The organism is Sphingomonas sp. P3_C6 (assembly GCF_056402595.1).
In genome coordinates this window covers 56821-70926 of record NZ_JBFUHB010000002.1, presented here as the reverse complement: position 1 = coordinate 70926, position 14106 = coordinate 56821, and the positions used below count along the sequence as shown (strand labels likewise).

The 14106-nt window shown below is 65.2% G+C and carries 8 protein-coding genes; 7 read left to right on the top strand and 1 reads right to left on the bottom strand.

The window, feature by feature from the left end; genetic code table 11:
• Positions 1-3 precede the first annotated feature (3 nt).
• From AC1DT7_RS03760 to AC1DT7_RS03730, 7 genes are read left to right on the top strand one after another with little or no spacing between them, the layout of a single operon-like run.
• Complete coding sequence (locus AC1DT7_RS03760) at positions 4-1269, top strand: hypothetical protein (RefSeq protein WP_478034344.1); 1266 nt, start codon at positions 4-6, stop codon at positions 1267-1269.
• Positions 1266-2540 (top strand): hypothetical protein, encoded by a 1275-nt coding sequence (locus AC1DT7_RS03755; RefSeq protein WP_478034342.1) that lies wholly within the window; start codon positions 1266-1268, stop codon positions 2538-2540. Before AC1DT7_RS03760 ends, AC1DT7_RS03755 begins: the two co-directional genes overlap by 4 nt.
• An 18-nt stretch (positions 2541-2558) precedes the next feature.
• The gene (locus AC1DT7_RS03750; RefSeq protein ID WP_478034340.1) at positions 2559-3851 is read left to right on the top strand and encodes a hypothetical protein; all 1293 of its coding nucleotides are present in this window, start codon (positions 2559-2561) and stop codon (positions 3849-3851) included.
• Positions 3852-3864: 13 nt separating this feature from the next.
• Positions 3865-5805: a hypothetical protein gene (locus tag AC1DT7_RS03745; RefSeq protein WP_478034339.1), complete on the top strand. Its 1941-nt coding sequence runs from the start codon at positions 3865-3867 to the stop codon at positions 5803-5805.
• A 7-nt stretch (positions 5806-5812) separates the two neighbouring features.
• Positions 5813-7579 carry a hypothetical protein gene (locus AC1DT7_RS03740; protein WP_478034337.1) on the top strand — a complete coding sequence of 589 codons (1767 nt, stop codon included), beginning with the start codon at positions 5813-5815 and terminating at the stop codon, positions 7577-7579.
• Entirely contained in the window at positions 7576-9528 is a 1953-nt protein-coding gene (locus AC1DT7_RS03735; RefSeq protein ID WP_478034335.1) for an ATP-binding protein, read from the top strand. Before AC1DT7_RS03740 ends, AC1DT7_RS03735 begins: the two co-directional genes overlap by 4 nt.
• Position 9529: 1 nt before the next feature.
• A complete protein-coding gene (locus AC1DT7_RS03730; protein WP_478034334.1) occupies positions 9530-12841 on the top strand; it encodes an eCIS core domain-containing protein in 3312 nt (1103 codons plus the stop codon).
• Positions 12842-12939: 98 nt separating this feature from the next.
• Here AC1DT7_RS03730 and AC1DT7_RS03725 read toward each other — a convergent pair whose 3' ends face one another.
• A complete protein-coding gene (locus tag AC1DT7_RS03725; protein ID WP_478034332.1) occupies positions 12940-14010 on the bottom strand; it encodes a ComEC/Rec2 family competence protein in 1071 nt (356 codons plus the stop codon).
• Positions 14011-14106 lie beyond the last annotated feature (96 nt).

The window sequence follows — 14106 nt, the reverse complement described above, 5'->3', positions numbered from 1 at the left end:
GCCGTGGCGACGGCCTCCGCGGCGGACCCCGGCCGCCACGTCAACTTCACCTCGGGCATGGTCCTGGGCGTCGACGATTATCGCCAGGAGTTCGCCTATCACTCGGCGCGCGACAAATGGATCGTCCGCGATTTCCTCGGCTACGGCACGCTTTCGGGCCTTGCCGTATCTGTCGAGGACGATGGGTCGAACGGCCCGCGCGTCCGCGTCACCGCCGGCGCGGCGGCGGCGCCCAGCGGCCAGATGATCTGCGTCGGGCGAGAGCAATGCGGCAGCCTGAACGCGTGGCTAGCCCGCGAGGAGGTGAAGGAGAAGATCCGGCTGATGCTGCTCGATCCCAACCAGGATCATCTCGATCTCAGCCTGTACCTGACGCTCTGCTATGTCGATTGCGCGGTGGCCGACATACCCATCCCGGGCGAGCCCTGCCGCAGCGACGAGAACCTGATGGCGCCGTCGCGCATCGCCGACGACTACACGCTGACCTTCGCCTTCGAGGCACCGCCGATGACCGAGGCGGAAGCGATCCCGGCGCTCGATAGTTTCCTCGCGCAGCTCGGCACCGATCCCGGCAAACCCAATGATGCAGCGAGTTTCGCCAATGCCCTGCGCATTGCCGAACTCCAACTCCAGCTCGCGCTGGGCGTCTATCCGGCCGACGCGCCGGAGCCGGCCGCCGGCGACCTGGCCCCGCTCAAGGTCAACCCCAATTTCGAGACAAGCTTCCGCACCGCGCTCAAGACATTGTGGGTGACGAAGCTTCGCCCACGGGTGGCGGCGCAGCGCTGCGGCACCAGTGCCGTGCCCGCCAATGATTGCGTGCTCCTCACCCAGGTCAATCTCCCGATCGTCAAGGCTGACACGACCTGGTCGGTCGACGGGGACGAAAGCGTGGTGCTGCTCGATGACAGCCTCAGGCCGGTGCTGCTCTCCGCCGGCATCGCCCAGTCGACCTTTGGCGGCAGCGTGGTGGCCGACTCCTCGGGCCTCGGTGTCGAATTCCTCACCGCGGCGGGCTCGATCTCCGAGAAGACCCGTGTCGCGATCGTCCGGTCGGACAAGCCGATCACCGTCACCATCCCGGAGGCCACCAAGAATCTCGGGAAGGAGCTCAACGTCAAGGCAGGCGGCAAGGGAGAGATAAGCGTCGACGCTGCCGCCGGCTCCAAGATCGACGGCGAGGCTATTTTGAAGCTCGCGGTCCGCGGCGCGGTCAGCCTCGTCTCGGACGGCGCCGGCACCTGGCACGTCACGGGCCTGGTCAAATGAGCGGCAGCGACTTCATCGCGCTGGAGCAGCCGGTCAGCGACGGCGGCATCGAAAGCGTCAATTTCTTCAACGGCCGCTTGCTCACCGGTGGCGACATGCAGCGCGAGCAGCGCGCGAGGCGAGGCAGCGAGGCGCGGCTCGGCGAGGCGCTGGGCGACGGCATCGCCTTCGGCCTGGACGTCGCGGCGCTCCCGCCCGATGCCGACGACACCCTGGCGTCGATCCAGGTCCAGCCGGGCCTCGCCATCAACCGCACCGGGCAATTGCTGCGCCTGACCCAGCCCGAACGCATCCGCCTGTCGCGCACCGATTCCACCAGCTTCGCCACCGGCGGCTGCGCCTTCGACGATTGTGTGCCGCTCGCCGGTGGCACCTATGTCGCGGGCGAGGGCCTGTATCTCCTCACCATCGCGCCCGCCGAAACCGCTACCGGCCGCGCCCCCTCCAACGGGCTCGGCGCGACGGGGGCACCATGCGACATCGACCGCCGCATCGACGGCGTACGCTTCCGCCTGTTGGAGATTCCGTCCTCGCTCTACGCCGACCTGACCGTCACCGACCCCGGTTTCCGCAACGGCCTTGCCTATAAATGCTTCGGCCCCGGCGTGCTGGTCGACTGGGCAACGGCGCTGATTGCGGGCGGCGCGCGCACCGACCCGTTACTCGACAAGATGGAAGGGTACGGCTTCAGCCAGCAGGAAGTCGCGCTCGCACTGATCGGTTTCCAGGGCGCAGCCAATCTGACCCTGCTCGACAGCTGGGCGGTCCGCCGCCCGCTCTCGCTCCCCGACGCGACCGGTGCCTTTCACGGCGCCACCGCACCGCGCCGTATCGCCACCGGCCGCGCGATGCTGGCCCAGTTCCAGGCGCAGTTCGCCGATCTCCGCTCGGCCAGCACGCCCGCGCTCAAGGCCCGGACTCATTTCCCGCATCTGCCGCCGGTCGGCATCCTCCCGCGCATGACGGCCGACCAGGCCAAGGATTTCTTCGGCGGCATGACGATCCGTGGCCCGGTCCACATCAACAGTGCCACGGTCGAGCAGTTGATCCGGGAAAGTCTCGCCTTCCCCGCGATCCGTTCGGCCAGCAACGAAATCGTCTGGCTTTACGCCGTCGCCGAGAATCTGATTGCCGGCGCCAAGGCAGCGGCCGACCCGGCCAGGCCGGATCCGTACCTGATCTTCGCCTCGGCCAACATCGCTTACCGCGGCGACGCCCGCTTCAATCTCCACCGCTGGAATTACGCCAACTACGCGCTCGGCGGCGGCTGACGCCGGAAAGGATCGATCATGGTTCAAACCACTTCAGACCCCGGCAGCATCTCGGTCCCGATGTCGAGCATCCTCGACGCGCTCGAAGGGGTGCTGACCGAGGCCGAACGCAACGCCCTGTTCGAACAGCTCATCGGCCTGCGTCCGTCGGGCGTGGCGCCGGGTGACCTGATCACGGCCGAACTGTTCAATCAGGTGCTCAGCGACATCAACGACCTGTCGATACGGCTGGCGGCGCTGGAAGGGGCGTCCGGCGGGCCCATCCTCGACTCGCTCGATCCACCTACAACCGTTGCGGTCAACGGCGTGCTGATCGTCACGGGCCGCAACTTCAATCCCGACCGGCGCTTCAACATCGTCAAGATGGGTGACATCGAGATCAGCCAGTTCCGTGCCGATTCCTCGCCGACCCATCTCATCTTCCCGGTTCCCGACCTGTTCACCGGCCTACCGGACAGCCTTCCGGTCCGTGTCATCACCGGCGGGCGCATGTCGAACGCGATGCCGATCACCGTCGTCCCCCAGGAAAAGACCCAGGGTGGCGACTTCTTCATCGGTGCCGGACAGACCGGTGGCGACACGGTCAAGGTCGGCGATACCCTGACGATCACCTGGCAAGTCCAGGCGATAACCTTCTTCGAAGACAACGCAGCGCTGTCCCTAGTGGTCGGCAGCCCGCAGGGCGCGACCGCGTCGGCGTGGCTCGGCACCGCAGCCTTTCAGCCGCCGTCACTAGAAATCCTTCCCGGCGCGACCAAGGCAGTCAAGCTGTCGGTCAAGGTTCCGACCGGAGCGACCTCGGTCCAGCTCAGTATCAAGGTGGTGAGCCAGGACGGGCATGTCACCAACATCTCCGATCCAGTGGCGATCACCGTCGGTCAGGCGGTCGAAGTTTCCGATGCCCGCACGGCGATCAGCTACAATACGGTGTTCGGCGGTTTCATCACCGAAGGAACCGTCACGATCGACGGCGCCGACGGGCAGGGCCTGCTCGTCCAGAAGAACAAGAACAGCAAGTTCAAGGTTCATGCGGTCGACACGCGCGCCAATGGCGATCCGGCCGACTACACCTATAGCGTCGAATTTGTCGGCCCGGCCAATGGCTTCACGGTGGATCCGTTGCTGCCTTCCGCTGCGCCTGGAATCCCCGCGGGGCAGGATGGTCCTTTCGACGTTCCGCTCAAGGCCCAGGCGGGGACCACCACCGGCGCAACCGCGCGGATCAAGATCATCTGCAGCCAGACGAAAACCAGCGGCAATCTCACGCCTTACAAATCCTTCCGCATCATCCCCGTGAAAATCGTCGACTGAAAGGAGTCCCACGATGGCGACCACCGATACCCTATGCTTCGGCGACGCAGACGGCGTCACCGGCAATCCTAACCCCGACGGGCTTATCGATTTCGATTTCCTGCCGTTCAGCCCGGCGGAGCCGGTGCCGGAACACGGCTATGTCAATGGTTGCCGGCTGACCTTCGGGCCGGACATCGCCCAGGACGCCGGCGCGCAGGTGGCGCGGGTCATCTTCCAGGGCGTGCGTCAGCCAAGCCCTGACGTCATCGCCATGGGCTTCATGTGCCGGTTCGATCCGAGTTTCGACCCGGAGGATTTCATCGTGCTCGCTCTGCAGAGTTCGTTCAAATCCGGTCCGCGGCGGATGATCATCATCAACCCGAGCGTCAACGATACTGGCGTCGAGGCCGGCGTTGGCGACGGCCCCAACCAGATCAAACGCAATGTCACGCCGCTCCCCGCGCAAATCGACTTCTATGAGGACAATGGCGGCGTCTGGAAGGTGATGCCCGTCGCCCCTTCCGGCGTCCAGATCAAGCTGCGCTCGTGGAAACCGGGGCGCCCACAGGGTTCGCCCGAAGAATGCGCCTGGAGCGTGGAGGTCCTAATGCCGCGCACCGGAGGCGCCAACTGGATCACGCTCAACGACGATTTCGGGCTGTATTTCAATATCGTTCGTACGTTCAACATGGCGTCGGCCGCAGTCCAGTCATCCTTCCCCACGACGGCCGCCGACCTTCCTGCTCAGCCTGACATCACCTTTGTCGTGCCCCAATGGGGGCATGGGCTGATTCCGGGCATCCAGGTGCCGCCAGGCAAAAATCTCGGGCTTGGTGTACGCTTCAAGAATGGCTGGATGGGCGTCGGCCGCCGTAGCCTTGGATCGGGTAGCCAAACCCTTACCAGCACGATCGAGGGGCTGGGTGGCGCAAGCGACAATGAACTGGTCGCCATCATCGAAAATACCGGCAACGCGCCTGCGAACGACATCACCGCCGAGTTCCGCTTCGCCAATTGGGGGCTCGGGGACTACGGCTTCCACGACTGGGACCAGCCAGCGAATCTGCAGCCCAATCCCGCGCCACGACGGGTCGGCCCAAATCCGCTCGATCCCCCTATCGACCTCGGCCCGGCACCGCAGGCGAATATGCCGACGAACAATGAATGCAGCGCGCCGTGGCCACGATCCAAGGTCCCGCCGGAAATCCAGAATTCGCCGCATCAATGCCTGTGGGTGCAGCTGAGTTCGGCCACAGGGGTCAATTTCATCCAGTCGTCGACCAGACGGAACATGGATTTTGCCCATTTCTCCTCGGTCGAACGAGTGGCCGAGATAAGCGGCGAGGGCTATCCCGACCCCGCCGATGGGTCGGGCGAACATGATTTCCTGCTTCAGACCTTCTGCCGCCAGATCAATCTCTACGAGCTGGTTCGGGAAAAGGATCTTCCCGAGGATGAACTCAAAGGCATCATCCAGGGTGCGCTGGAACATGCCTATGACGGCGTGCCAAAAGAGCAGGGCAGCACCGTCCCGACCAAACCCGGCAGGGACATGTGGCGCAACAGCGTCATCTATTTCTGGATCACGCTCGGCTATCGCCGAACCGGAACCTTCATCGAGATCAAGGGCCGACGCTACGAGAATCTCGATCGAAGTCCTGGGGAATTCGGCTTGGTCGCCTATCATCCGGCGACGCAGGACCAGTTCAGCTACTCGTTCGATGGGCCCGGTCTGGTTCAGTACGAGCCGGGCGTCTACGGGATAAAGGTCCCGCACAAGGGCAGGACCCAGATCAAGGTCAAGGTCGGAGCCGACCGCGAAGGCCCGGCCGGGGATCGTTCCAAACTGCCAAGGGTCCCGTGGCCGAAGCCGGGAACAGTTGGCCCCGGTGACGATGGCACGGACACCGGCCAGCTTCCCAAGGGCTGCCTTGCTTTGCTGATGGGTATCTTCGGCAAGAAGCAGGCCTAGATCGCTCGTGGAGGCGCCCCTCCTCGTCCATCATGCGCGCGTGGCTTCTTCGGCGGCCGCGCGCGGTGATGTCGAGCGCTGGCTCGACAATGTGCCGGTCGAGGCGCTGGGGCTCGGTGAGGGCGAGCTGTTCTATGTGCCCCGCCTGCGCATGCATGTTCCGCAACGCGGTGGGATCGGCACGACCCGCATGCCCGACCGGATCCTCGCCGCGCTCCGCCAGTTGCTCGCCGGTGCCGAGAGCGGCTGGGACCTGGGTTTCGTGCCCGACCGGCCCTATCGCTTCACCAGCCGCAGCAGATATTCGGCATGGCTGATCCGGCTGTGGCTCAGCGATGGATCGCCCGCTGCGCGGGAGGCTTTTATCCGATCCTCCGGCCATGCTGACCTTGTCGAATGGCAGCGCGCCGTCCTGCTCCGCGACGGTCCCGCACTGGTCGCGACGATCGCGAGACTGGCGGAGATCGGAATCGCCGCGCGCTGGATCGCCCGGTTCGAACCTGCGGACATGACGCTGGCCCAGCGCGCGATCGAGGCAAGCTTCGCCCTTCCGCCCGCGGCACAGCTCGACACAAAATCCCCCTCCCGATCGGCGATCGAACTTGAGACGCGCCGTGCACCGACGGATCGTTTCTTCGGGCTTCTTCGGGAAACCGTCGCCTGGCTGGTCGCCCGCGGCAATGAGTGGAGCAGCCTGCCCGAACCCATGCGGGCCATGCTCCTCGGTGCGGCCATAGTGGCGCGGAAGCCGGCTATCGCGTCGGATCGGCCCATCGGCATTGCGACCGCGATCGCAACCGCCGCTGCCTTTCCTGAAATCCTTTTGGAAGAAGCCCCCATCCAGCCCGCTCCGTCACCGGCCGCTGAAGTCACGCCCCCTATGAAGGCGCGCGATGCCGGATCGGCCATCGCTGTGGAACGGCACCAAACGCGAACTGCACCGTCGGCACGACCGACCAGTTCCCGCCACGCCGTCGAGCCCCGGATATCGCCGGACACGCCAGACCATATTGCTGCATCATTCCGCGCAGCAATCGGACAGCAATTCGATCCCCCGCCGCCCGTCGACGCGCCGCAGGCCGCGATGCCGGAGCGTGCCCAGCCCGTCACCCTGCTCGCCCTCGATTCCCGCTTCTCGACCGGTTATGGCGGTCTGCTGTTCCTGCTGAACGCCTTCATCGCCCTTGGCCTCTATCCGGATTTCACCCAGCCCAAGGGCACGCGCCTGCAACCATCACCGCTCTGGCTCGCGGATCGCATCGGCCGCTACTGGTTCGGCAGGCCTTATCGCCGCGATCCTCTGGCGAACTGGATCGCTGCCCATGCCGAGGGCGGCCACCCGCCGCGCACCTGGCGCGTGCAGGACGAATGGCTGAGCGGCTTCGAAACGCGCACCATGCCCCGCCTGACACGAAGCCGCCGCCGCGTCACCTTATGGCATCCCGCCGGTTTCCCGCTGTTCGACGGTGACGAAAGGGATCGTCCCGAAAGGCATCGCCATGCTCGCATGATATCCAGGACGCCGGCGCGCCTTCCGTTGGCGGATCGCTGGCCTGCGTGTCTCGCGCTCTATCTGAATGCCCGGTTGAAAAGCCTGGCGGGTACGGGCCTTTCGCTGCTTGCCCAGCCGGCCAGTATCGACGTCCGCGACCTCGATATACGCGCGACCTTCGGCCTCGACCGGCACCCGGTCGAACTAAGGCTCGCCGGGCTCGACCGCAATCCCGGCTGGCAGCCAGCAGAAGGGCGGTCGATCGCCTTCGCCTTCGAATGAGCAATCCCTTCGCCTCGATCGCCCCCGGAGCGGCAAGCCATTTTCGGCTCGTGCTGTTCGGTACCGTGCTGCGTATCGCTGATCTGGTCTCGCCGGCTGATCGGCCAGCCTTCCTCGCCCAGTATCTCGATGAATGCGCAGGACTCTGGGGCGGCAAGCGCGCACCGGACGCAAGCCAGTGGAACGCCTTCTTGGATCTGTGGGCTGGCGTCTTTCCCGGTCTCCCTTTTAACCGCCTGAGCGCAGGGCGCCCATCCCTTTACCGCGACCTGGTCGCGACCATCGCGCTGATCGAGGAGGATCCGAGCTTCGCCCTGCTGGCCGAATCCGAGACCGGCTTCGCGACGCTCGGCGGCCTCACCGCCCTGTGGCGCGATGCCGTTCCCGATCGCGAGAGCGGCACGGTGCGCGACCTGCTGCTAGAGATGATCACCAGCGGCGTTATCACCGTCGCCGACCAGCAGGCTGCCCGCCCCGATTGGCAGCTACGCCTCGCCAACCCGATCCACGACCTGCTTTCCGGCGCTTTGCCGCGCCTCGATGGCGCCCGTTTCGAACCTTGCGACACCCTGCCCGACCTAGCCAGCTGGGTCGGCGACCCGGACCCGACCGCGCTTGCCCAGATGCTCGCGGCGAACCGCAGCGCCTTGATCCTCGTGCGTGGCCCGCGGAGCAACGGGCGCAGGACGCTGCTTCGTACCGCCGCGCGCCATGCCGGACTCAATGTGTTGACGGTGGTACCCGGCCTGCTGACCGACTCCGCGCTATGGCGCACCGCCGGCGCGCTTGCCCATACCGGCAATGCGATGATCCTCGCGGAACTCCAGCCGGCGCCCGGCGAGACCATCGAATTGCCGGCCCACCCGCTGTTCGCCGGGGCGATCGGCGTGGTGACTGGCATGATCGGCGGCGTGCGTCCGCCCGGCACCGCCCCGACCATCATGATCCCCCGGCCGATGCCGGACGCTGCCGCCCGTGAAGCGCAGTGGCGAGCGATCGGTCTCGATCGGCTTGCTGAAAGCCTGGGCGATCTATCGCTGACCTCGGGGAATATCCGCCGCGCGGCCGAGGGCGCCGCCAGCCGCGCCTCCCTCGCCGGGCACCCCGCCATCACGCGCGACGATGTGAAGACCGCACTGCGCGACCTGCGCGACGCAGGCCTCGACGCGCTCGCCACGCCGATCGAGAACGAGACACCCGAGCCGCTCCAGCTCGAAACCCAGGATGCCGCCGAATTCGACGCGCTGCTGCTGCGCTGCCGCCATCGCGAGGCACTGGGCGATCCCGGCGGCGGGCGCGGCGTCCGTGCGCTTTTCGCCGGCCCAAGCGGCACCGGCAAGACGCTCGCCGCACGGCACATCGCCGCAGCGCTGGGCAAGGATCTGTATCGCATCGACCTTTCCGCCACCGTCAGCAAATATATCGGCGAAACCGAAAAGAGCCTCGAACGCGCTCTCTCGGCGGCTGAGTCCCTCAACATCGTGCTGCTGCTCGACGAAGGCGACGCGCTGATGGCCCGGCGCACCGACGTGTCCTCGTCGAACGACCGCTACGCCAATCTCGAAACCAATTTCCTGCTCCAGCGGATCGAATCCTTCGATGGCATCCTCGTCGTCACCAGCAATGACGCCGACCGGATCGATCCTGCCTTCTCACGCCGCATGGATGCGGTCCTGACCTTCCATGCGCCCGACGAAATCCGCCGCCACGACATCCTGCGCCAGTTGCTCGGCGAACATGGTGTCTCGCCGGGCCTGCTCCACGACATCGCTTGCCGCTGCGCGCTCAGCGGAGGGCAGTTGCGCAACATCGCCCTTCACGCGCGGCTGCTCGCCTTCGATGCGGGCAAACCGATCGGCGATGCGGATCTGCGGCAAGCGGTGGTGCGCGAATATCGCAAGTCAGGCGATTACTGCCCCCTGAAGCTGCCCCTCGCGGCCGTCGGCTGACATGGCGGAAAGCGCGCGCCAGGCGAAGGCCGAGGAAACGCGCAGCACCGTGCGTGCCACTCAGCCAGCCCGCGCCACCATCGCCCGCTCGGCGCTCGACAGCCGCCGCTCTACCCTGCTCAGCAAAAAGACGATCCAGCCATCGCTGCGCGTCTCGCAGCCGAGCGACGCTGCGGAGGCAGAGGCGGACCGCGTTGCCAGGGCGGTCGTCTCGATGCCCGCCCCGGCGCCCGACACGACTCACCGCAGCGCGCCGATGCTGCACCGTGCGGCCGCTCCGACGGCGAAAAAGGGCACCAGGGCCGCCTCTGCGGGGGCCGATCCGGATACCGAAAAAGAGGTCCGCAAGGCGGCAACCGGGGGCGCTGCATTGCCCGCCAAGGTCCGCAAGACGCTGGAACCACGGTTCCGCGCCAGCTTCGCCGGGGTGCGCATCCATACCGATGGCAACGCAGCGAAGCTGTCGGCCAAGCTGGGCGCCCGCGCCTTCACCTTCGGAAACCATATCTTCTTCGGCGGCGGCGCCTATGATCCCAACAGCAAGGGCGGCATGGAACTCATCGCCCATGAACTGACCCATACGATCCAGCAGGGCGAGACGATCCAGCGCAAGGCCGATCCCGCGGCCGATACGCGCGTCAGTCAGAGGACCGGGCATCAGGCAAGCCGCCTCGGGCTCAGCGACGCGCTCAACTTTTTCGCCGATGCCGCCAACGCGATCCCCGGCTTCCGCATGTTCACCATCCTGATCGGCGTGAACCCGATCAACATGAGCGCGGTCGAGGCGAGCGCCGCCAACATCCTGCGCGCGATCGTCGAGTTCCTGCCCGGCGGCAACGTCATCACGCGCGTGCTCGACAGCTACGGCATCTTCGGCAAGGTCGGCGGCTGGATCGAAGGGCAGCTCAAATCGCTCGGTATCAGCGGCGCCTCGATCAAAGCGGCGATCGACAAGTTCCTCGAATCGCTGAGCTGGAAGGACATCTTCAATCTCAGCGGCGTGTGGGAACGCGCCAAGTCGATCTTCACTGACCCGATCAGCCGGATCATCTCCTTCGCCAAATCGCTGTTCAGCGAGATCCTCCGCATGGTCCGCGAGGCGGTGCTGCGCCCGCTTGCGGCGCTGGCCGAGGGATCGGCAGGCTACCCGTTGCTCAAGGTCGTGATCGGTTTCGATCCGGTGACGGGCGAAGCGGTCCAGCCGACCGCGGAGGCGGTGATCGGCGGCCTGCTGACCCTCGTCGGCCAGCAGGAACTCTGGGCGAACATCCAGCGCGCCAAGGCGATTCCCCGCGCCTGGGCTTGGTTCAAGGGGGCGATGGGCGGCATCAAGGCGCTCGTCAGCAGTATCCCGAGCCGCTTCATCGCCGCGCTCAAGGGCCTCGAGATCATGGATTTCGTGGTGCTGCCCAGCGCCTTCATCAAGCTGGCCAAGGTCTTCGGCAACTTCATGGGCGATTTCGGCTCATGGGCGCTCGGCACCGTCATTGACCTGCTCAAGATCATCGTCGAGGTCGTGGCGCCGGGTGCCATGCCCTACATCGCCAAGGCCGGCGCCGCCTTCAACAAGATCCTCAAGGATCCGGTCGGCTTCGTCCAGACGCTGGTCCGCGCCGGCAAGCTCGGCCTCACTCAGTTCGCCGGCAATTTCCTTACCCATCTCAAGGCGTCGCTGATCGGCTGGCTCACCGGCGCGATGGGCGGTGCCGGCGTCTATATCCCGCAGGGTTTCTCGCTGAGCGAATTGCTGAAGTTCGTTCTCTCGGTGCTCGGCCTCACCTGGGCTCATCTCCGCCCGAGGCTCGTCGCCCTAAGCAGCGAACCCGTCGTCAAGGGCCTCGAGGACGGCTTCGCCCTGGTCAAGACGCTGGTGAAGGAAGGCCCAGCTGCTGCCTGGCAGCAGATCGTCGAAACGCTGGGCAATCTGAAGGACATGGTCATCGACCAGGTCATGGCATTCGTGAAGGGCAAGATCGTCGAGGTGGCAATCTCGAAACTGGCGATGATGCTCAGCCCGGCCGGCGCGCTCATCCAGGCGATCATCTCGATCTACAATACGGTGATGTTCTTCATCGAACGGCTGCAGCAGATCGCCCAGGTTGCGGCGAGCTTCATCGATTCGATCGCGACCATCGCCGCCGGCAATGTCGGCCCCGCGGCCAACCGCGTCGAAAAGACCATGGCCGGCCTGCTGACACTTGTGATCAGTTTCCTTGCCCGCTTCGCCGGCCTCGGCAAGGTTTCCACGATCATCAACAACCTGATCGCCAAGGTCCGCGCGCCAATCTTCAAGGCGTTCGACCGCGTCGCCGGCTGGATCATCGCGCAGGCCAAGAAGCTCGGGAAATTCCTGCTCAACAAAGTCACCGGGGGTGGAAAAAAGAAGCCCGAGAGTCCCGCCGACGCACGCAGTCGTGCGGTTAAGGAGCACGTCCGCCAAGCTCTGGCAGGCCGTTCGGTCGTCGACCGCGCTACGGCGGACAGCCTTCTCGGCTCTACCTATTCCCGGTTCACAGGTGAGGGACTGAAGGGGCTCAGGACAAAGATCGATCTCAATTCGCCTACCCCAAGACTGATCGTCCTCGCCAATGCCAGCGCGACGGAGGAAGTCGCTGCCCTGCCCGTCAATGCCACCGGCGCGCGCGACGCCTTGGCCTATGTCTATCGCTTCAGCTATCTGCGCGGGAAGACCATCCTTCAGGTCTATTACGACGATGACGGAAAGCGGCTCGACGGCATCATCGAGAATGAGCCGGAATCGCCGGGCAAACCCCATGCCGAGGAGGTCTTTATCAACCGGCATCTTCCCGGGCTTGCTGTGCAAATCCGGGCCGATCACGCCGCTGGCAGGCTCAAGGCGAAGCCGGGCTCTCCCGTGAAGATAGAGCTGAATCTCAATCGCCTGCCATGCCAGGCGTGCAGCAGTATTCTGTCAGGCGTCGCAGGCCGCTATCCGGACATGCGCTTCCTGGTGCGCGCATCCTCGGTGTCCAACTCGGGATCGGCGAGCAAATTTGTGCCGTCGGATTCCGAAGCGCATATCGATTTCATCAAGAAAATGATCGAGGCCAACATCGACGTCGCACCGCTACCGATCTTCGATGAGGTGTGGAAGAAAATCCTGCAGCTCGGCAATGCTGCAAAGGCCGGCAAAATTGCGTTACGCAACGGCAGCCTGGCGCAGGAAATCACTTCCGCTCAAGGGCTGATGAACTCGGGCATGGCCGAGACCATCAAGGTCAAAGAACTGATCGATGCCGCAAAGAAGCGTGCGGCGATGGGCAAGATCCCACCAAAGGGTAGCGCTCCCTGATATTATCTCTGGCGCAGGCCTTCCGAAATCCAGCCGCAGTAGGATGTGAACAAGCGAGCGCAAGTATGATGCAAGTGACGGAGATTCTCACAATCCCCTCAATGCGACGTCCGATAATCCTCACTATATCCCGTTCTGATGTTCGTGACCTTCATCCGACGATCAGGCCACACCGATATATCCAGCGAGAAGCCACCATCCTCCGGCCCGTCAGGATTGGCGATGAACTCGGCCGGACGGTTCACTTCAGGGCTCTTCGTCGCATAGTGCAACTGCCACACCACCGGATGCGATGGTGCGGCTGCGATCGTTCGGAACACCCGCGCGTCCCCACCCTTGGTCGCACCGTTGGCCATCAGCGCGACGCGCGGCTGCAGCGCCGCCAGCAATGGCGCCGTCGTGCTGAGCTGCGATCCGTGATGCGACACCACCAGGAGGTCGGCGCGTCCCAGCCGGTTGACCGGGCAGACCAGCCCGATCTCCACATCGGCGGTCAGGTCCGCCAAGCTCACGACACGCGCCTTGCCGTAGCTTGCGACGACACCGATCGATCGCGGATTCTCCTCTCCGCCATTGCCCATGTCGGGCGATGGCGGGGCGTCACAACCCGGCGTCGGTCCGCCTGCACCGTTGAGCGCGCTCGGGAGCAGTCCTCGATCGGCCGAGACGATGTCCAGCGTCAGCGCCCCGACCACGATCCGTTCGCCCGCCTTGACGGTCCGGTGTTTGCGCCCCTTCAGCAGCGCTTCGTAGCGCGCGTAGAGCGAGGCGGTCGCATTGGGCCCGGGTTCCTTGCCGACCGGCGGCATTTCCCGATTGGGGCCATGGTCGATGATCTCGCCGACCGGCATCACCGCCAGCAGGTCCTGTATGCCGCCGACATGGTCGAGATGGTAATGCGTGATGATCAGATAATCGATCCTGGTGACGCCCAGCCGCTTCGCAGCGATGACGATGCGGTTCGCACTCGATTGCGGCAGTGGCGCTCCCGGTATCCCGACGGGCCAGCCGGTGTCGAACAGAACCGACTTGCCCTCCGGCGTGACGAACAATGTGCCCCCGCCGCCTTCGACGTCGATCGACACCACGTGAAGCGGTTTTGCCCCCGCGGCAGCGCCGGGCAGCGCTGTCGGAGCGGCCAGGAGCAATGCCGCGAAGGCCGCAGTCACGCGGCGCGATGAATTCCTGCCCTGTCGGGTGTTAGTCACAGGCTCTACTCCTCTCGGGATTCCGGTCAGGTGGGCCGAACCGGCGATCGTGTCCAC